The organism is Streptomyces sp. WM6378 (assembly GCF_001279695.1).
Classification (GTDB): domain Bacteria; phylum Actinomycetota; class Actinomycetes; order Streptomycetales; family Streptomycetaceae; genus Streptomyces.
In genome coordinates, this window is the sequence record NZ_LGDD01000257.1 from 66,978 (window position 1) to 85,670 (window position 18,693).

18 protein-coding genes are annotated in these 18,693 nt (G+C 71.7%); 8 read left to right on the top strand and 10 right to left on the bottom strand.

The annotated features are described in order from the left end of the window. Positions 1–248: 248 nt before the first annotated feature. The 8 genes from ADK54_RS20415 to ADK54_RS20450 form a co-directional block, all read right to left on the bottom strand. Positions 249–1,487, bottom strand: a complete 1,239-nt coding sequence (locus ADK54_RS20415; protein WP_053727101.1) for a cytochrome P450 — start codon at positions 1,485–1,487, stop codon at positions 249–251. A gap of 24 nt (positions 1,488–1,511) precedes the next feature. Beyond that, on the bottom strand, positions 1,512–2,903 hold the full coding sequence (locus tag ADK54_RS20420) for an NAD(P)/FAD-dependent oxidoreductase (protein ID WP_053727102.1): 1,392 nt from the start codon (positions 2,901–2,903) through the stop codon (positions 1,512–1,514). After that, on the bottom strand, positions 2,896–3,150 hold the full coding sequence (locus ADK54_RS20425) for a ferredoxin (protein ID WP_053727122.1): 255 nt from the start codon (positions 3,148–3,150) through the stop codon (positions 2,896–2,898). Before ADK54_RS20425 ends, ADK54_RS20420 begins: the two co-directional genes overlap by 8 nt. A gap of 115 nt (positions 3,151–3,265) precedes the next feature. Further along, positions 3,266–3,898, bottom strand: a complete 633-nt coding sequence (locus ADK54_RS20430; RefSeq protein WP_053727103.1) for a hypothetical protein — start codon at positions 3,896–3,898, stop codon at positions 3,266–3,268. 172 nt (positions 3,899–4,070) lie between these two features. Further along, positions 4,071–4,277, bottom strand: a complete 207-nt coding sequence (locus ADK54_RS20435; protein WP_053727104.1) for a hypothetical protein — start codon at positions 4,275–4,277, stop codon at positions 4,071–4,073. A 202-nt stretch (positions 4,278–4,479) separates the two neighbouring features. Continuing rightward, positions 4,480–5,241 carry a class I SAM-dependent methyltransferase gene (locus ADK54_RS20440; protein WP_053727105.1) on the bottom strand — a complete coding sequence of 254 codons (762 nt, stop codon included), beginning with the start codon at positions 5,239–5,241 and terminating at the stop codon, positions 4,480–4,482. Positions 5,242–5,457: 216 nt separating this feature from the next. Then, positions 5,458–6,120 carry a carbonic anhydrase gene (locus ADK54_RS20445; RefSeq protein ID WP_053727106.1) on the bottom strand — a complete coding sequence of 221 codons (663 nt, stop codon included), beginning with the start codon at positions 6,118–6,120 and terminating at the stop codon, positions 5,458–5,460. Between the two features lie 106 nt (positions 6,121–6,226). Beyond that, positions 6,227–6,502 carry a hypothetical protein gene (locus ADK54_RS20450; RefSeq protein ID WP_053727107.1) on the bottom strand — a complete coding sequence of 92 codons (276 nt, stop codon included), beginning with the start codon at positions 6,500–6,502 and terminating at the stop codon, positions 6,227–6,229. A gap of 249 nt (positions 6,503–6,751) precedes the next feature. Between ADK54_RS20450 and ADK54_RS20455 the strand changes: the two genes are divergently transcribed. Beyond that, complete coding sequence (locus ADK54_RS20455) at positions 6,752–10,105, top strand: BTAD domain-containing putative transcriptional regulator (RefSeq protein WP_063802018.1); 3,354 nt, start codon at positions 6,752–6,754, stop codon at positions 10,103–10,105. A gap of 168 nt (positions 10,106–10,273) precedes the next feature. Next, positions 10,274–10,864: a snapalysin family zinc-dependent metalloprotease gene (locus ADK54_RS20460; protein WP_053727109.1), complete on the top strand. Its 591-nt coding sequence runs from the start codon at positions 10,274–10,276 to the stop codon at positions 10,862–10,864. Positions 10,865–10,987: 123 nt separating this feature from the next. Here ADK54_RS20460 and ADK54_RS20465 read toward each other — a convergent pair whose 3' ends face one another. Beyond that, complete coding sequence (locus ADK54_RS20465; RefSeq protein WP_053727110.1) at positions 10,988–11,881, bottom strand: isopenicillin N synthase family dioxygenase; 894 nt, start codon at positions 11,879–11,881, stop codon at positions 10,988–10,990. Positions 11,882–12,084: 203 nt separating this feature from the next. On the opposite strand from ADK54_RS20465, the gene ADK54_RS20470 reads away from it, so the two are divergent. The 5 genes from ADK54_RS20470 to ADK54_RS20490 all read left to right on the top strand — a co-directional run bounded on the left by ADK54_RS20470 (position 12,085) and on the right by ADK54_RS20490 (position 17,616). Continuing rightward, complete coding sequence (locus ADK54_RS20470; protein WP_053727111.1) at positions 12,085–12,633, top strand: GNAT family N-acetyltransferase; 549 nt, start codon at positions 12,085–12,087, stop codon at positions 12,631–12,633. 250 nt (positions 12,634–12,883) lie between these two features. Then, complete coding sequence (locus ADK54_RS20475; protein WP_053727112.1) at positions 12,884–14,257, top strand: L,D-transpeptidase; 1,374 nt, start codon at positions 12,884–12,886, stop codon at positions 14,255–14,257. A 146-nt stretch (positions 14,258–14,403) separates the two neighbouring features. After that, a complete protein-coding gene (locus ADK54_RS20480; RefSeq protein WP_053727113.1) occupies positions 14,404–15,183 on the top strand; it encodes an SDR family oxidoreductase in 780 nt (259 codons plus the stop codon). 223 nt (positions 15,184–15,406) lie between these two features. After that, complete coding sequence (locus ADK54_RS20485) at positions 15,407–16,186, top strand: ATP nucleotide 3'-pyrophosphokinase (RefSeq protein WP_053727114.1); 780 nt, start codon at positions 15,407–15,409, stop codon at positions 16,184–16,186. A gap of 236 nt (positions 16,187–16,422) precedes the next feature. Then, positions 16,423–17,616: a macrolide family glycosyltransferase gene (locus ADK54_RS20490; protein ID WP_063802019.1), complete on the top strand. Its 1,194-nt coding sequence runs from the start codon at positions 16,423–16,425 to the stop codon at positions 17,614–17,616. 66 nt (positions 17,617–17,682) lie between these two features. Here ADK54_RS20490 and ADK54_RS46130 read toward each other — a convergent pair whose 3' ends face one another. Next, positions 17,683–17,838, bottom strand: coding sequence for a hypothetical protein (locus tag ADK54_RS46130; protein ID WP_159047854.1), 156 nt, complete (start codon positions 17,836–17,838; stop codon positions 17,683–17,685). Positions 17,839–17,942: 104 nt separating this feature from the next. On the opposite strand from ADK54_RS46130, the gene ADK54_RS20495 reads away from it, so the two are divergent. After that, positions 17,943–18,557, top strand: a complete 615-nt coding sequence (locus tag ADK54_RS20495) for a hypothetical protein (protein ID WP_063802020.1) — start codon at positions 17,943–17,945, stop codon at positions 18,555–18,557. Positions 18,558–18,693 lie beyond the last annotated feature (136 nt).

Sequence of the window (18,693 nt, forward strand, 5' to 3'; positions counted from 1 at the left end):
CACATCAGCGATGACCGACGACCGGATCCGCCGGACGTGGCCCATCCTCACCGAACAGCACACGTTGTTGTCTGGACGCACGTCCCCGCCGGTCGCTCCTACTTCAGATCGGCGAGGAGGTCATCCAAGGCCTCCTTGAGCGCTGCGGTGTTGCGGTCGGCGTACGGCGGCGGTCGTCGCGAGGAACGGCGGTGGGAAGCCGTACTCGGCGCACTCGAAAGGACCCGCCCCCGGGGCCCGCCCAGGGTCTAGGCGCGGACTTCGTCGCAGGCGATGCGGAGGTGGCGGGGGCCGCGGAGGACGGCGTTCTGGCGGTAGGGGGGCGGGTCCTCCAGTAGGCGGGGGTTGTGGAGGCGGCGGGCCAGTTCGGTGAGGGCGAGCTGGGCCTCCAGGCGGGCCAGGGGGGCGCCGAAGCAGCTGTGGATGCCGCTGCCGAGGCCCAGGTGCTGGATGTCCGGGCGGTCCGGGTCGAAGCGGTCGGGGTTCTCGAAGCGCTGGGGGTCGCGGTTTCCCGAGGCGAGGATCAGCCACATCGAGGAGCCCTTGGGGATGGTGATGCCACGCACCTCGATGTCGACGAGCGGGGTGCGCTGGGGCAGCAGTTGGACCGGCGGTTCGAACCGCAGCAGCTCCTCCACCAGCGGTGCCGCGAGCGCCGGGTCCCGGCGCAGCCGTTCCAGTACGTCGGGGTTGCGCAGCAGCGTGAGCATCCCGTTCGTGATCAGGTTGACCGTCGTCTCGTGGCCGGCGATCAGCAGCAGCGCGGCGGTGCTGAGCAGTTCCATGGTCGACATGGACTCGTCCTGCCCGTGCCCCGTGGCCAGTTGGGACAGCATGTCGTCTCCGGGCTGCTTGCGCCGCTCCTCGATGAGACCGGCCAGGTACATGCCCAGTTCCATCCGGGAGTCGTGGGTCTTGCGCTGCCTTGCGGCGGGGTCCGCGTCCGGATCGGGGTCCAGGCTCGCGGCGAGGATGTCGGCCCAGACGTGGAAGCGGGGCTCGTCCTCGTGCGGCACCCCCAGCAGCCGGCAGATCATGGTCACGGGGAACGGGTAGGCGAACTGGTCGACCAGGTCAATGCTTCCGGGGTCTCCGAGGTTGTCGATCAGCCCGGTGACGATGGAGCGGAGGTCGTCCCGCATCCCGTCGACGCGGCGCGGGGAGTGCGGCGGCCCGAAGGGCCGGTTGGTCATCCGGCGGAGCCGGTCATGTTCGGGAGGATCCAGCTTGAGGAAGCTCGGCGGCAGGGCCGCGGCCTCCTCCTCGGCGCCCTCGGCCAGCGGATCCTTGGCCGTCGCGGCCAGGTTGCGGGTGTCGGAGCTGAGCCGCGGGTCGTGCAACAGGCTCTGGATCTCGTAGTAGGTGCTGATGACGTACGGCCCGCTCCCGTCGTGGAAGACGGGAGTCTTGCGCAGTTCCTCGTACAGGGGGTACGGGTTCGCGCGGTTGGCGTAGTCCAGGATCTCGCTCAGGATGCCTTGGGTCATTGCGGTCCTCCGGGGGCCTGCGGGTCAGTGCCCGGCGGGGGTGAACGTCATCCGCCGGTCGGCCGGCGAGTATCCGCTGAGGGTGATGGTCGGCCCGTGCGTGGGCACGGACGGGTCGGGGAAGTCGGCGGGGACGGGACGGTGGCCGTCGGAGCGCCGGTCGACCGTCGGGAACGGCACCGGGAAGGGTGCGGTGCTCTCGATCTGCTGCTGGTAGAACGGCAGCCACCGGCAGTTGTCGAAGGTGACGGCCCCGATGACGCGGCCCTGATACCCGTAGACACCGGTGAAGCGGCGCTCCGCGCGCGAACCCTGCGTGATCATGATTTCGGAGCCCATCGACGGAACGCCGACGGATTTGATGTTGACGCCGAACTGCGAGGACCAGAAGGCCGGCACCCAGATGTGCGGGCGCCGGTCGGTGCTCACGCTGAGCATGTTGTGCGCCGCGGTCTCCGCCTGGGAGACGGCATTGCCCCAGTGCTCCAGGGAAAGGAACTGGTACCCGAACAAGGGGTGCGGGGAGCGGGCCACGTCCCCCGCCACGTAGATGTCGTCGGTGACGATGCCCCGGATGTCGAAGGCCCGGCAGCCCGCGTCGCAGGCGATGCCGCGCGGACCCGCGCCGAGCCCCGAGCCCGCCAGCCACTCGGTGTTGCGCTGGGCACCCAACGACACGACCACCACGTCGCAATCCAGCGTGGTGCCGTCGGAGAGGTGCGCGGCCCGTACGCGTCCGGTGGAGTCGCCCTCCAGTGCGGTGACCATGACGCCGGTGCGCAGGTCGACGCCCTGCTCTCGCTGGAGCTCGGCGGCCACGGCCCCGATCACCCCGCCCAGCGCCCCGACCAGGGGCGCGTCGCCGCGTTCGGCGACGGTGACCTCCAGCCCGCGCTCCCGGCACGCCGAGGCGATCTCCGAGCCGGTGAAACCGGCGCCGATCACCAGGACCCGGCGGGGCCCCGCGTCCAGTCGCCCCGCCAGCGCCGCGCCGTCGTCGCGGGTGCGCAGCACGAACACGCCGTCGAGTTCGCCCTCTTCCGCGTTCGGCCAGGGCCGGGCCCGTACGCCGGTGGCGATCAGCAGCCGGTCGTACGGGACCTCGTCCCCGTCGGCCAGCTTGACCCGCCGGGCCGCCATGTCGAGGCCGACGGCCGGTACGCCGAGCCGCCACTCGGCGTCGATGTCGCGGCGGCGGGGCAGCGCGGTGCGCTCGGCCCTCGACTTGCCGAGCAGGACCCCCTTGGAGAGGGGCGGGCGGTCGTAGGGCTCGTACGGCTCGTCGCCGATCATGGTCAGCGAGCCGGTGAAACCCTTGTCGCGGATGGTCTCGGCGGCGCGCAGGCCGGCGAGCGAGGCCCCCACCACGACGATCCGGCCGTCGCGCTTGAGGTGCTCCAGGGTTGCTTCATGCATCGGGAGCCTCCGCGGCGCCCGTCCGGTCCTGGTCCTGTTCGCGGGTCCGGTCGCGGTCCAGGTCGTCCACGAGGATGGCCTGGACGGGGCACGCGGCGGCGGCCTGCGCCAACCGCTCGCGCTGTTCCTCCTCGGCCTGGGGGTCGTAGAGGAGCCCCTCGTCCCCGTGCATCGCGAAGACATCGGGCGCGAGGAAGGCGCACTGCGCGTATCCCTGGCACCGGTTGAGATCGACGACAAGCCTCAGCAACGTGCGGTCCTCTCGGTGACCCCCTCGGCTCCCCGGACCAGCCTGCCCGACGCGCGCCGTTTCGGCCCGTCCACGCGGACATTCGGGGTGACGGCCGCGCCGCCACGGGCCTTCACGGGGCGCGTCGGTCGGCCCACAGCATGTACACGCTGATGAGGAGGGCCCAGGCGGGAAATACCAGCTCGGACCACGGCACGGAGGACCCCACCACCAGGAGGACCAGACCGGCCACCACCCCGGCCAGGCTCAAGCCGCGCGGGAACGTGCCCAGCCTGCGCCCGATGGTGGACGTCGCGAATACGAAGACGGCGGCCATCCGCATGCCGTACGTCGTGAGCAGCTCGTACCCGAAGTGCCGGCCGAAGTCCTGGGGCTGATGGGCGGCGAGCACGGTCCCGGCGGCCGCGGCGGCGGCGAAGAGGGAGGCGACGAAGACCAGTCCGCTGCCCAGGAAGACGGTGGCGACGAACCGGTCCTCGGCCGCACCGGTATGCGCGCGCACGGCGCCCATGAACCAGAGGAAGGCGATGCCGGCGAAGGGGATGAGTTCCACCGCCGTGTTCACCTCGTCGCGCTGTCCCGCGTCGAGCCGCACGGTGGAGCCGCCTGCTCCTTCCGGCAGACCGATCCGGGCCAGCACGATCGCAGCCGCCAGCAGGACCGCGAAGACGATGCCCGCCACCCCCGCCGCCCGCGGGGTCTCCAGGTTCTGTGTCCGGGATGCGCTCGGTGATCGCTCTCTCATCCGTCCAGCAAGCCGAGCACCCGGCCCGGCTGCCAACGGGGTCAGCCAGCCGGGTGAACCGGTGGCAGGGGCCCTGGCGGGGGGGCTTCGTACCCTCAAGTCCCTCCTGCGAGGGAAGCGTGCGGTGACGGTCGGCCAGTCTGGGGTGGGCCGAAAGACATCACAGTGATTCTCACCATGAGCTGAAAGACCACGAGCGGTCCTCGCGGCTGGTCCTGGCATCGTGCAAGGCCTCGCGCAAGGCGAACAGCGCGGTCAGGTCGGCCTCCCGCACGAACTCGTCCAACAGCCTGATGACACAGTGTCCGCGCCCCTCGTCCACGGCCCGGACGATCGCCGCGATCGCTGTGCGCTGGACATCCGAAAGCGAAGCGTTCACCCGCAACTCCCGTTGACAGCCACCCCGCAGGCGGGCTCACACACCCACTCTCCTCTCCTTGCCGCCCGGAGCCGTGGCTGTCCGACCACCATCCCCCGAATGGCGCAGCTCACAGGCCGAGCCCTCCCCCGGCGCCCTCAGCCTCAGAGCGAGCCGGGCTCCAACGACGGACCGGGTCCGGGACAGTGGGCGCAACCTGTGTTCAGGCCGCGCTGCGGAAGACGTACGCCGTCATCGGGGCGGTGACCGGACCCTCGCCCAGGCGGGCCGTCGTCTCCTCCATGATGGCGGCCCGGACGGCGGGCCCGTCGCCGCGCTCCTCGACGGCCGCACGCACCGGCGTCCCCGTGAGGAACCCGGTGGCGACGTCGGCGGCCGACGCGGCCCGGCCCTGAAGCGTCAGCTCCTGCTCCTCCTCGACCGTGAACCCGGCCGCCGCCAGGTCAGCGGCCACGACGGCGGGGTCCGCGTAACCGTGCGGCAACGTCGGCAGGAACCGCGGCGGATCGACCGGGAAGGCCCGCTCCAGGGCCGCCTGCACCGCGGCGTCGAAGCCGTGCGCCTCCAGCGGGCCCCAGGTGTTGAACAGGAATCGGCCGCCTGGGGCCAGCACCCGACGGACTTCGGTGAAGGCCGCGACCCGGTCGGGGAAGAACATCACACCGAACTGGCAGATCACGAGATCGAATGCCCCGTCCGGGAACGAAAGTCGCTGAGCGTCGGCCTGCCGCCACACCGCGCCCGGCACCCGGGCCGACCCGAAATCCACCATGGCCGTGTTCAGGTCGCTCGCTGTCACGACGGCCGACGGTGCCACCGCGAGCAGCTCGGACGTCAACACGCCCGTCCCCGCGGCCAGTTCGAGGATGCGCCGCGGGCGGAGGGCCCCCGCTCGGGCGGCCAGGTCCTCGGCGAAGGGCCGGAAGAGCACCGGCACGAGGTACCGCTCGTACGCCGCCGGCATGGACTCCGACCACCGTCGGCCCGCATCGATACCCGTCACCCTTGAGACGCTAGCGCCACGCCAGGAAACCCCCGCCGCGCCGCGCCGCCCAATACTCTCGACGGCCGTCCGACGTGAGCCCGGAGACACGATGGGTCGGCGGTGGCACCCCCGGCAGTGTCAGCCGACTGCCCCCCGCCGACCGTGCCCGGGCGGGACGTGGTCCAGCGCTGCCTTTCAGGCGGGCAGTGCACGCCCGATCGGTGCGCTGGACGACGCTGCGGTCGGGATGCCGTGCGCGGTGACGAGCCGGGCGTTGCCTTCAGCGAGTTGGTAGGCGAGGCCCACGACGCCGGTGTGGCCTGCGGCGACCTGGTCGGCGAGGACGCGGGAGCGGTCCAGAAGCAGGTCCACGGTGTGCCGTATGTGTGCGTCGATGAAGTCGCTGTCCGAGGTGAGGCCGGCCGCGCGGGCAGCGAGCACGCTCGGGGTGACGCGCTCAACGACATCGCGGACGTATCCCGTGGCGGACAGCCCCTCCTCGACAGCGGCGCGTGCGGCTGCGACGGCACCGCAGGAGTCATGTCCCAGGACGACGACGAGGCGGCAGTCCAGCACGCTCGTGCCGTACTCGATGCTGCCCAGGACCTCCGGCCCGAGGACGTGGCCGGCGGTGCGGACCACGAACAGGTCACCGAGCCCCTGGTCGAAGATGATCTCGGCGGCCAGCCTGGAGTCGGAGCAACCCAGCAGGACCGCGAAGGGCTTCTGGGCAGGCGCGAGCTCGGCCCGCCGCGCGGCGTCCTGGTTGGGATGGTCGGGAGTTCCGGCTACGAAGCGCCGGTTCCCCCTGAGGAGGGCGTCAAGCGCCTGGCCAGGCGCGAGTGTGGTGGATGACATGCCCGCAGCCTACGAGGCGGCTTCCCCCTCCCCGCCACCGGAGACCGCCGGGCCGCGCGCCGTCGCCGACCCGGCGGAGGTGGTGCGGCCGGCCCTCCGCAAGGCGTCAGTCGAGGTTCAGGTAGCCCTCGCGCAGCTCGTCCACCACGTTCTGCCAGAAGTCGTAGTCGTCCAGGTGCAGGCCCAACTCCTCCAGCAGCTCGGTGAATTCGGTCAGCGCCGTCGCGTCGCCGCCGTCGAAGCGCTCCTCGTAAAGGGCCAGCAGCGCGAACGCGGCCAGCGCCTGCGACGCCGAGTCGGCCACGCAGCCCACGTGGCCGGCGGCGTGGTCCCAGCCGTTCGGGTCGTACGCCTCGACCGAGCCCGTGCCTCCGTCGACCATCAGGTGCAGCCCGTTGACGAGCCCACTGTCATGCGTGGATCTCCCCCGGTCAAAGTGGTGCGACGGACCCTATTCAAGCGCGTCGCACGGACGGCGACTGCTGACAGGTCAGCTCCTCCACGACAGGCACGAGTTTCCACCGAGCGCATACCTTCCAGTTGGTATGAGGGCTCATGGCCGCCGCGTGGCAGGGTTGTCAGCCGCACACTCATGGTGCTGCTGATTTCCGGGGCAGGAGGGGGCTGTTCAATGCTCACGTTCAGGGTGCTCGGTCCCTTGGAAGTGACGGGGAACGGCGCGCCCGTCGAAGTGCAGGGACCTCAGCGCCGCATGATGCTCGCACGGCTGCTGGCCGCGCAGGGCCAAGTGGTGTCCGTCGAGAGTCTCATCGACGGGCTCTGGGACGGGGTGCCTCCGCTGCGCGCCACGGGCGTCCTGCGGACCGTCGTCTTCGGTCTGCGCAAGGCTCTGGAGCCGGACCGGCCTCCGCGCACACCACCGCGGCTGCTGATATCCGCCCCCACCGGCTATGCCCTGCGGGTGCCCGAAGAAGCGGTGGACGCCTGGCGTTTCGAGGCTGCGGTGCGGGGGACCCGCGCGAGCGGCACTCCCCCGGAGGCGGTGCTGCGGCAGCTCGACCGCGCGCTGACCATGTGGCGCGGCCCCGCCTACGCCGAGTTCGCCACCGCGCGCTGGGCCGCACGGGAGACGGCCCGGCTCGAAGAGTTCCGCGCACGGGCGGTGGAGCAGCGGGCCCAGGCGCTGATCATGCTCGGCCGTGCCGCCGAACCGCTGCCCGACCTCGAAGCGCAGGTCCTCGACCATCCGCTGCGCGAGGAGAGCTGGCGGCTGCTCGCGCTCGCCCTCTACCAGGCCGGGCGTCAGGGTGACGCGCTTGCGGCGCTTCGCCGCGTCAGGCGCGTGCTGATGAACGACCTCGGAGTGGAGCCCGGCGCGGAACTGCGGCGCCTGGAGGCCGACGTCCTCGCTCAGGCTCCGCGCCTGGAGCCGGCCGCCGTCGCCCGGCCCACCGCGCAGCTCGCCCCCTCGGTCACGCCCGCCACCGCGCAGCTCACGCCCTCGGCGGCGAACCTCGCCGCCCCGCCGTTCGTGGGGCGCGCGAACGAGCTGGGCCGCCTTGAGGAAGCCGCGACGGTGGCCGCCGCCGGGCGGCTGACCCTGGCCCTGGTCACCGGCGAGCCGGGGGTGGGCAAGACGAGGCTGGTCGAGCAGGTCGGCGACGTACTCGCCCGGCGGGGCTGGACCTGTGTGCGGGGGCGTTGCCCGGAGAGCGGTGGCGCACCGGCCGCCTGGCCGTGGACCGAGCTGCTGTCCGAACTCGCGGCCGCCGGGCACGAGCCGCTCCCCGAATCGGCCCGGGTGCTGGCCCCGCTCCTGGAGAGCGCGTCCGCGCACACCTCCCACGACGCGACCGGCGGTCGATTCCGGATGCGTCACGCGGTCGTCAACCACCTCACTGCCACGGCCCGTACGGCCCCGCTGCTCATCGTCATCGAGGACCTGCACCGGGCTGACGAGGAGACACTCGACCTGCTGGCCCACCTCGTCGGCGGTGCCGGCGCGGCGCCCATCATGGTCGTGACGACGCTCCGGCCCCACGAGGAGTCGCCCGGGCTGCGGGACGCGCTCGGCCAACTCGCCCGCTACGCTCCGGTCCGCGTCGATCTTGCGGGACTGTCCGAGGGGGCCGTGGGCGAGCTCCTGCGGTCCGGGGCACCCGACCTGGACGAGGTCACGGTACGGGCGGTCGCCGAGCGGACCGGCGGCAACGCGTTCTTCGTGTGCGAGACCGCGCGGCTGATCAGCGCGGCGGGCGCCGAGGACGCCCTCTCCCAAGTGCCCGCCGGGGTCCACGCGGTGGTCCGGCAGCGCCTCGCCCGGCTGCCCGAGACCGCCCAGGCCCTGCTGAGGCAGGCCACCGTACTCGGCCGCGAAGTCGACCTGGACGTCCTGGCCGCCATGACCGACAGCGACCCCGAGACCGTGGCCACCGCCGTCGAGACGGCCCTGGATGCGGGGCTGCTCGTGGAGGACGGCCCCGACCGGGTTCGCTTCGTGCACATCCTGGTGCGCGACGCCCTCTACGAGGAGGCTCCACAGCTGCGCCGTGCGCGCTGGCACGCCCGGGCCGGCACCGAGATCCAGCGGCTGCGCCCCGCCGAAGTGAGCCTGCTGGCCTACCACTTCCTGGCGGCCGGCGACCGGGCGACCGCCCCGCGCGCCGCACGGTATGCGAAGGCGGCCGCGGAACAGGCGGCCTGGCGGTTCGCCCACCGTGAGGCGGCCCGGCTGTGGCAGGAGGCCCTCGCGGCCCACGACCGCTCGGGGGTCCACGACGAACGGACCCGCCTCGGCCTCGTCATGGGCACGATCAGAGCGCTCGCCCTTGCCGGTGACGTGGTAGCCGCGCGCGAGCGGCGCAACGCGGCCATCGCCGACGCCGAGCGGCTCGGCGACCCCCTGCTCACCGCGGACCTGCTCTCCGCCTTCGACGTGCCGACCGTCTGGACCAACCGCCGTTACGCGGCCAAGGACGAGCAGGTCGTGGCCGCGGCCGAGCGCGTCCTGCGCCTCCTGCCCGCGCACGCCGGGGAAGCGCGCTGCCGCGTGCTCACCACGCTGGCCCTTGAACTCGACGGCACCCAGGACGACCGGGGCCGGCAGGCCGCGCACCAGGCCGAGGCCCTCGCTCGCGGCCTGGACCGGCCGGACCTGCTCGCGCAGGCGCTCAACGCCCGGCACGCGCACGCCTACCACCGCGCGGGGCTCGCCCCCGAACGCCTTGCCATCGGCCGCGAGCTGCTGGCCCTCGGGCTCCGCCACGACCTGGCCGCCGTGGAGGTGCTGGGCCATGTGATCCTCGCCCAGGCGCATGCCGCGCTCGCCGAGCCGGAGACGGCCGATGAACACGCCGACGCGGTCGAGAGGTTGGCGGACCGCTACGACCTGCCGCTGCCGGGGACGCTGCTCGGCTGGTACCGGGCGATGCGGGTGTCGATCGCGGGCCGGTTCGCGGACGCCGACACCGCCTACCGCCGGACCACCGAGCGGCTCGGCGAGTCCTGGATGTGGGGCATCGAACGCGATCTGCTGCACTTCGCCCTGTTCTGCCTCTACATCCAGAACGGCACCCTGCTCGACCTGGCCGGCGAGGCCGACGAGCAGTACCAGCGCTGGGGCTCCAACTACGCCCGCGGCAAGGCCCTGATGCTGCTGGCCGAGGGCCACCCCGCACAGGCGCGCGCCGTCACCTCGGCGGCGCGGGAGCTGCCCCGCGACTATCTCCTTGAGGCGCGCCTCGGTCTCGCAGCCATCCTGGCCGTGTCCCTCGACGACCGTGAGATGGCCTCGTCGGTCTACGAGGAACTCCTGCCCGCCGCCGACTGCTTGGCCGGTGCGGGCAGCGGCGTGGTGACCCTCGGCCCGGTGTCCCACTACCTCGGCGAGCTCGCCCGCTGCCTGGGCCGGCCGGACCAAGCAGCCGCGCACCACCGCCACGCGCTGGCCATCGCCGAACGTACCGGTGCCCCGCACTGGGCCGAGGCCGCCCGGGCGGCCCTCACCCGCGGTGGACACGGCTGACGGCTGTCGAAGGCGCGCGAGCCGACTCCCCCACTCCGGCCGAACTCCGCGTGTTTCCAGTCAACTTGACGACTTCGGGCCTGGACCCCGCGCCCAACTGTTGTCATGTCCGCGATGAACTTGTTTACTGCGGACAACAGCTGAGACTCAAGGAGGCGCAACAGTCTCATGAGGAAGCGAACAGCCGTCCTGGCGGCACTCATCCCGGCCTTGCTGAGCACCACGACCGCCCTCGCTCCGGCCCACTCGGCGCCCCGCGCACCCGCAGCCGTGATCACCCTGACCTACGACGCCGACGCGGCCGGCCCGTGGGCCGACGCGGTCAAGCAGGCCGTTCAGAACTGGAACGACGCGGTGCACAACGTGCGCCTGGAACCGGCGAGCACCCCCGGTTCGGCCGACTACGTCTACGAGGCGACGAGCGGCTGGCCGCAGACCACGCTGGGTCCGATCTTCCCCGGTGGCAGCGGTGACGTGCAGTTGGGCCAGCAAGCGGTGGACGAGGGCTACGACGCGATCCGGATCACGGCGCACGAGACGGGGCACATCCTGGGGCTGCCCGACGACTACAGCGGCCCGTGTTCGGAGCTCATGTCCGGCCACGGCCCCGGCACGTCCTGCACGAACGCCAAGCCCGATGCGGCCGAGGCGGCGCAGGTCGACAGCAACTACGCCGCCGGCGTGGCGGCGCCGCACCGTCAGCGCCACCGGGTGGTCATCGACATCTGGTCCGGCCGGATCCTCACCGGCTCACGCTGAACCGAGACCGATGCCCCCGTGGGCCGGTTGCGGCACGCGCTCCCGCCGGTGTCGTACGAGGGCGCTCCGGCGAACTGCCCACGCCGCCGGGCCGTTGGGGACGGACGGGCGGGGGCAGCCGGGTCAGTCGGCTGTGATCGCGTCCAGTTGGGCCCGCAGGTAGCTGTGCGAGTCGATGCCCCGTACGTCCGTGCCCGGGTCGCACTCGTAGAAGTACACGAGCGACAGCAGCTCTTCCGCCGGGGCGTCGGCGGGCGGCGGCAGCACCCGGTGGCGGCCCGATTTCCAGCGCCCGTCGGTCCAACGCGCCATCAGATCACCGATGTTGACGGTCAGCGCGGCGGGATCGTACGGGGCGTCCTGCCAGCCGTGCCGGTCCGTGAAGATCTGGAGCCCGCCCTTGCCGTGCTGCCGGTCCAGGACCGTCACCGTCCCGAAGTCGGTGTGGGGCCCGATCCGGAACTGGCCCGGCTGCGGGGCGCCGACGGTGTCCGTCCCGGGGTACCAGTTGATGTTGAACCCCCAGGTGGGGTGGCCGGTGTGCCGGGTGAAAAAGTCCTCGGGGCGGCCGAGGGCCACGGCCAAGAGGTCCAGGAGGCGATCGGAGAGCGCCTTCATCCCGGCGAGGTAGTCGTCGAGGAGCGGTCTGAGGTCCGGGACCTCGGCGGGCCAGGTGTTGGGCGCGAACCACTCCGCGTCGACGGCCGCGTCCCCGGTGGGGTGCTCGGCGGCGAAGGACAGCGACTCCTTCAGGTCCGGCGGGGTTTCGGTGCCCTCGGCGTAGCCATTGGCCTCGGCACCCGGGCCCAGCCATCCCCTTCCACCCACCTTCACGGCGTACGGCTGCTTGGCGGGGGCAGCGAGGTGGAAGAAGGCGCGGGCGGTCTCGCGGATGGCGGCGGGCAGCGACGGGTCGATGCCATGGCCGGTGACCAGGAGAAAGCCGGCGCTCTGGAGAGCACGGTCGATCCGGGCCGGGTCAGGGGCGGTCAGATCGACGGTGGGGATGAGGTCCACGAGGGGAGGTCTCCCCCACCCCTCCGCCTCCCGAAACCCGGCCCCGCCGCCCCATCCGGTACGGAACATGTGCCGGCCGCAGGGCAGGCGTCTTGCGGCACCACCAACTGAGCACCCGTCAAGTTGCCACGATCCACGTCGAGATCATCTCGGTGTGATGGATCACTGAGTGACCCAGTACCGACAGGCCCTAACGTTGGTCCATGCCCAGGATGCCGTCACGTGTCGAACTATGCCCGCTCGCCCTCTCCGACCAGGACGAGTTCTGCACGCTCGTGCGGGCCAGCTCCGAGCTGCACCTGCCGTGGATGCGGCTCCCCGCGACCGCGGAGGAGTTCCAGGTCTGGATGCGCCGCTTCGACGACGGCGCCAATCGGGGCTATCTGATCCGGGTCCGGGAGACCGGCGCGGCCGCCGGTACGGTCAACATCAACTCGATCATCCGGGGCCGCTACCAGGGCGCGTCCCTCGGCTATGCGGCCTTCGCCCCGTCCGCAGGGTGCGGGTACATGACCGAAGGGCTCACCGCCATCCTGCGGCACGCGTTCACCGACCTGCGGCTCCACCGCCTGGAGGCCAGCATTCAGCCGTCGAACAAGGCGTCCCTCGCCTTGGTCCAGCGGCTGGGCTTCCGCTACGAAGGGGTTTCGTCCGCCTACCTCTACATCGATGGAGCCTGGCGGGACCACGAACGCTGGGCCATCACCGCACCGACCCCCTGGACGCCCGATCCATCACTTCCCGAGGTCTGAGGGCGCGCGTCCACAGTGGATCGGGGTGGTGAGCGAGGAGGGTCGGCCACGGCCCGGAGCCGGGAAGCCTGCCGCCGACCTCTCACCTTGTGCGGAACGGTTGGTTCAACCGGGCGGTCCACTGCACCCGTTCGGGGCCATCAGCGACGACGCGGTCATATGGTCTTCCCGCGGTCTGCTGTGATGACGCCATCCCGCTGTCGATGCCTGGGAGGGCCGCACCGTGAGACCCCGGGTCAAAAACTGGAGCATGGTGCTCGCCACGGCAGGCGCCATGACCATGGTGGCCGCGGCGACGATGCCCACATCGGCGCTGCCCGCCTCCTCAACAGTGCCCCTCCTCGCGGACACGGCGCTGGAAGCCGTGGCGGGGAAGGAACCGGCGGGCGGGCAGTGCACGACGAGCTGTCCCGTCGGGGCGTGCGGGGCCGCGGGTTCCTGGGGCGACCACCGGCCGCACACGATCGATGACGACGACAAGAGTCAACTGCCCATCCTCCGCGCGGACTTGGACACGGAGTCCGTAATGCCGTTGGCGGATCCCGCCGACTCTCTGACGATCAGGCTGAGGGCGGACGGCCGACTGACGGACGTGAACGTCACCGACGCACAGGGGCGCCACCTCGCGGGCCGGACCAGCGACGACGGTGCTTGCTGGCACAGCACGACACCGCTGCGCGCCGGCACCCGCTACCGCCTGCGAGCCGTGGCCGAGGACCAGGACGGCCTGCCCGGGCAGGCCAGTTGGGACCTGGAGACCGCGCCGTCGCCGCCGGGCAGCAGACTCACCGCCGCCTTCGGTCCCCCACCCGGCGTCTACGGAGTGGGGCAGCCCCTCGTCGCCGAACTGTCCCAGCCGGTCCCGGCAGCCGACCGCCAGGCACGAAAGCTCGTCGAACGGTCCCTGCAAGTGACGTCCCAGCCCGCCGTGGAGGGCTCGTGGCACTGGGTGGACGACAGCACGCTCCACTACCGGCCCAAGACGTACTGGCCCACCCACGCCGCCATCCAGGTCCGCAGCGGCCTAGACGGGATCCACGTCACCGGCAAGCTGTACGGCGGCCCCTCACAGCCGCTCACCCTCACCACTGGGGACCGGATCGAGGCCGTCACCGACGTCGCGGCACACGAGATGACCGTCAAGCGCAACGGCCACCCGGTCAGAACGATCGCGGTGACCACCGGTAAGCCGGGCTTCCGCACCCGCGGGGGCATCAAGGTGGTCCTGGGCAAGGAACTCACCGTACGGATGCGGGGCGACTCCATCGGTATCGCCCGCGGCACCAGCGACTTCTACGACCTGCCCGTCTCCTACGCCACCCGCCTCACCTGGAGCGGCGAGTACGTCCACGCCGCCCCCTGGTCCCTCGAAGCCCAGGGCGCGGAGAACGTCAGCCACGGCTGCACCGGCATGTCCACCGACGACGCCGCCTGGTTCTACGACACCGTCCGCCCCGGCGACATCGTCAACGTGATCGACGGCTACGGCGCCCCCATGACCGTCTTCGACAACGGCTACGGCGACTGGAACCTCACCTGGAAGCAGTGGCGTGCCGGGAGTTCCCTGACCGACGTCCCCCGCTACGCGACCACCACCGCCGCCCGCCTCCGCCCCACGCCCTGATCCCGCCATCCCGCACACCCCAGGACGGGACAACGGGGTCACCGATCCACCCCCCACGCCGATGATGTCCCTCGCACCGGAACAGGCTCATTGCGAGACTGGGTCGTTCCCGGATTCGGCCGGGCGTCAGAAGAGAAGAGGCGATCATGGGTGAACTGGACGGCAGGACCGCGCTGGTGACGGGCGGCTCGCGTGGGATCGGGCGCGCGGTCGCGCTGCGGCTCGCCGCCGACGGGGCGTTGGTCGCGGTCCATTACGGAGACAACGACGCGGCCGCCGCGGAGAGTGTGGCGCGGATCGCCGAGGCCGGCGGGCGGGCGTTCGCGGTGCGGGCCCGGTTCGGCGAGCGCGGTGCGGTGGACCGGCTGTTCGAGGGGCTCGCCGCCGGCCTGGCGGACCACGGCGCGGACGGCCTGGACATCCTGGTCAACAACGCGGGCATCCACTCGACCAGTTCGATCGGGAAGCTCACCGAGGAGGAGTTCGAGCGGCTGCTGGCCATCAACGTGAGCACGCCGATTTTCGTGGTCCAGCGGGCACTGCCGCTGCTGCGCGACGGCGGACGGATCGTCAACATGGGCTCGGCCGCCACCCGGATCGCGAACCCCCTCCAGATCGGCTACACCGTCAGCAAGGCGGCGCTGGCCGCCCTCGGGCCGTCGCTCGCCAACGAGCTGGGCCGACGGGGGATCACCGTGAACACGGTCGAACCCGGGGTGGTGCTGACCGACCTGATCGCCCACTACGCCGCGGTCCCCGAGGCGGTCGCCGGACTTGAGGCGATCACCGCGCTCGGCCGGATCGGCCAGCCGGAGGACGTCGCAGACGTGGTGGGCTTCCTGGCGGGCCCACAGGGTCGCTGGGTGACCGGCCAGACCATAGACGTCTCCGGCGGCACCTACCTCGGACCCATCGCGGCCGGGTGATCCGCCCGGGAACACGGACCGGGGCCCCCGTTATGTAGCGAGGCGTCCAGGGTTCGGATCTCGTCGAGGCACGGTGCGATCAAGCCAGATTCCCTCTGGTTGCGAGTGGCGGGATCACCTGGAGGGGGTGGTTCCTGTTGGGTCTTTCGCCAGAGGTCGTCCATCGCTCCGTGTCTCGCGGGGCGGCGGACGGCTGTCACCGAGAGAGGAACGACCACCGCCGATGAATCTCAGCCGCACCGTCGCGCGGGCCGCGACCGCCGCCGCCCTCGCCGCCGCCCTCAGTACAGTCGCCGTCCACGGAGCCGAAGCAGGGCCCCTGACCGACAGGACGAACAAGGCCCACCTCCTCAACCGGCCTGCGGACGACGGGGGTTGGAGCGGTGAGGGCCTGTCGCTGAAGCCCGCCGACAATGCCGCGGTCAACGCGTTCTACGACCGGGCGACGAAGGCCGAGCAGACCATCAGCCCCCAGGTGCGGACGGCCGCCTGGATCAGCGGCGCCGAACTCATCGGCTTCGACTACCGCCTCAAGTCACCCGACTCGCTCAAGCGCAAGGTCGCCACCTCCCTCAAGGAACACCCCGGCCAGGAGGTCAACGAGGCGCTGGCCGAGATCAAGGACTCCGTGCGCTACACCCTCCAGTGGCCGGACGATCGCTACACCAAGGGCGTGACCGTCGCCTCCGAGGTGCTCTCCGCCTGGGGCAACGAGAGCACCAAATGGTCCAACACCTGGGCCCGCGACAAGGGCTACAAGGCCATCAACTCCGCCTGGCGAGCGCCCAGTTCGCAGCACGTCTTCGAGGTCCAGTTCCACACGCCCGCCAGTAAGAACGCCCAGGAAGTCACCCACAAGCTCTACGAGGAACAGCGCCTGCCCTCCACCAGTCCCGAACGCGCCCGCGACCTCCAGGCCGAGCAGGACGCGATCTTCGCCGCCGTCCCCGTGCCCTCGGGCGCCGACCGCCTGACCGCGCCGGCAGCCGTGCCCGTCGGCTGACGAGGGCCCACCTCGGGGGGGGGACGTGAAGTGAGGTCGTGCGCGGGAGAGGGCACGGGCGCGCGTGCAATCGCGCCCGGGTGCGCCGACCGGGTGTGGGGTGCTTTCGCGCCCCACACCCGCACGAGAGTGCCCCGGGCACCGCGCGATGCGCTGCGTTTTGCGCTCTGCCCGTTGCCGAGTCGGGCTGATCGGCGTTTCCCTGACGTAGCCCTCATATTCAAGGAAGTCCTGATATGCCCCGACCTGCCCACATCGCCATGATCGGCACGCCCATGGTCAGCCACGTGCTGCCCAGCCTGGAGATCATCCGAGAGCTGGTGGCCCGCGGCCATCGCGTGACGTACGCCAACGCCGACCACACCGCCGAACTGATCACCCACACCGGCGCCGAACTCGTCCCCCTGACCTCGACGCTGCCGGTCGCGCACCAGGACTGGCCGCAGGACCCCATCGCCGCCGCCGCCCTCTTCCTCGACGAGGCGATGGCCGTTCTGCCACAACTGCACGCCGCGTACGACGACGACCCCGCCGACCTCTACCTCTACGACACCGGCGCCTACGCGGCCCGCGCGCTGGCCGAGGCGCAGGGTCGCCCCCTCGTTCAGCTGTCACCGATGCATGCGGCCTGGGAGGGGGCCCAGGAGGAGATCAGCGCGGCGCTCGGTGAGCTGCCCGGAGGCCCCGAGCACCGGGCACGGTTCGCCGCCTGGCTGGAGCGATGCGGGGCGGTGACCACGAGCGTGGAAGAGTTCACCGGCCATCCGCGGCGCGTCCTTGCCATGATCCCCCACGCCATGCAGCCACATGCGGACCGGGTCGACACCGAGGCCGTCACGTTCGTCGGCCCGTGCACAGGCGCCGGCGAGGAGCAGGACGGCTGGATGCGGCCGGCCGGCGCCAAGAAGGTGCTGCTGGTGTCGCTGGCCGGCTCGGCGTACCTCGGACCGCAAGAGATCTACCAGCAGTGCGTCGCCGCCTTCGCGGACCTTCCGGGCTGGCACGTGGTGCTCCAGACCACCGGCGACAGCGACCCGTCCGAGCTGACGGAACGGATTCCCGCCAACTTCGAAGTGCGGCCGTGGACAAGCCCGATGACGATCCTTGAGCACGCGGACGCATGCGTGACGCACACCGCGATGGGCAGCAGCAGCGAGTGCCTGTACGCCGGCGTGCCGGCGATCGCGGTGCCGGACGGCGCCGAGCAGGGCATCTACGCCGACCGGCTGGTCGAACTGGGCGTCGCCCGCCGGATCAACACCACCGACCTCACAGCGGCGGCGCTGCGCACGGCCCTGATGGAACTCATCGGAGATCCGCGGATCGCCGCGCGCTCAGCATGGCTGTGGGCCGAGGTGCGCGCCGAGGGCGGCACCCGCCGGGCCGCGGACCTGATCGAGGAGGAACTGGCGAAGGAACGAGTGGGCTGACAGCGAGTCAGCACCGCGCGGGCGAAACCGCTGACCGACAAGCCGGTGAACCGCCTTCGGCCCGGGTCACACGCCCGGCCCGGTGTCGCCGTTGGCGTAGAGCTGCTTGAGTACCGGGGAGCCGACCGTCTGGTCCTCGGCCGCTGGGCTGTCCGGGCCGAGCGGCTTCCCGGACCGCCCCGGGATGGCCCGGACCGCATCGACGACGTGGCCAGGCCGCATTGGCGATGGGATCGGGTGCCTGTGTCGCCGGGCGCTGGGTGTGGGCTCGGGCGCTGGCATGATGGAAGCGGCACGGCCACGGACACTGGCGTGAGGTGTGGAGGATGCGGCGGCCGCGACCGAGCAGCGAAGCGGAGATGATCGCCCTGTTCCTGCGCACCGAGCTGGCTTCCGCCCGCTTCCGGGACGGCCTCCAAGCGCTACTGGCACGCGTCGGCGTGCCCGAGCGGGTCGTCACCGACCCCAACCTCGACGACCGCGACGAGAATCACGCACGTCGGCGGCTACTGACCTGGCACCGCGCATACGGTACCCGGTCCGGGCTGTTCAACGGCTTCCCGGACGACGTCCGCTGGGAGTGGGCGGCCATTGCTCCGGCCGAACTCGCCAGGGTGCGATACATCGACTACAGCTACTGGGTCGAGCTGTCGGGCGGCACCCGCCTGGCCACTGACGCCGCCCCACGCATCCGCGCGGGCGTGGCACCGTTCGGAGTGCGAAGCGACTGGCTGCCGGCCATGACCGCAGCGGTCGCCGACGCCGCACGGTTCCCGCCACTGATTCTGGTCACCGCCGAGCCCCGCTCCGACGCCGACCTGGTGGTGCTGGAGGGCCACGCCCGCCTGACCGCGTTCATGCTGCGCCCCGACCGGCTGCCGCCTGAGCTGGAGGTGTTGGTCGGTTCCTCACCGACGGTGCCGCGTTGGGGACTGTGGTAGTCGGTCGCTCCTGTTGGGCGGAATTCCTTCGAGTGCGGCTGGTCCGAAAATGAAGGATGAGCCCAGGTCAGCGAGGTGACCGGCGCGCTGTGTTCATGCGGCCTCAATGGGGTCGAAGCGGACGGTGAAGCCGAGG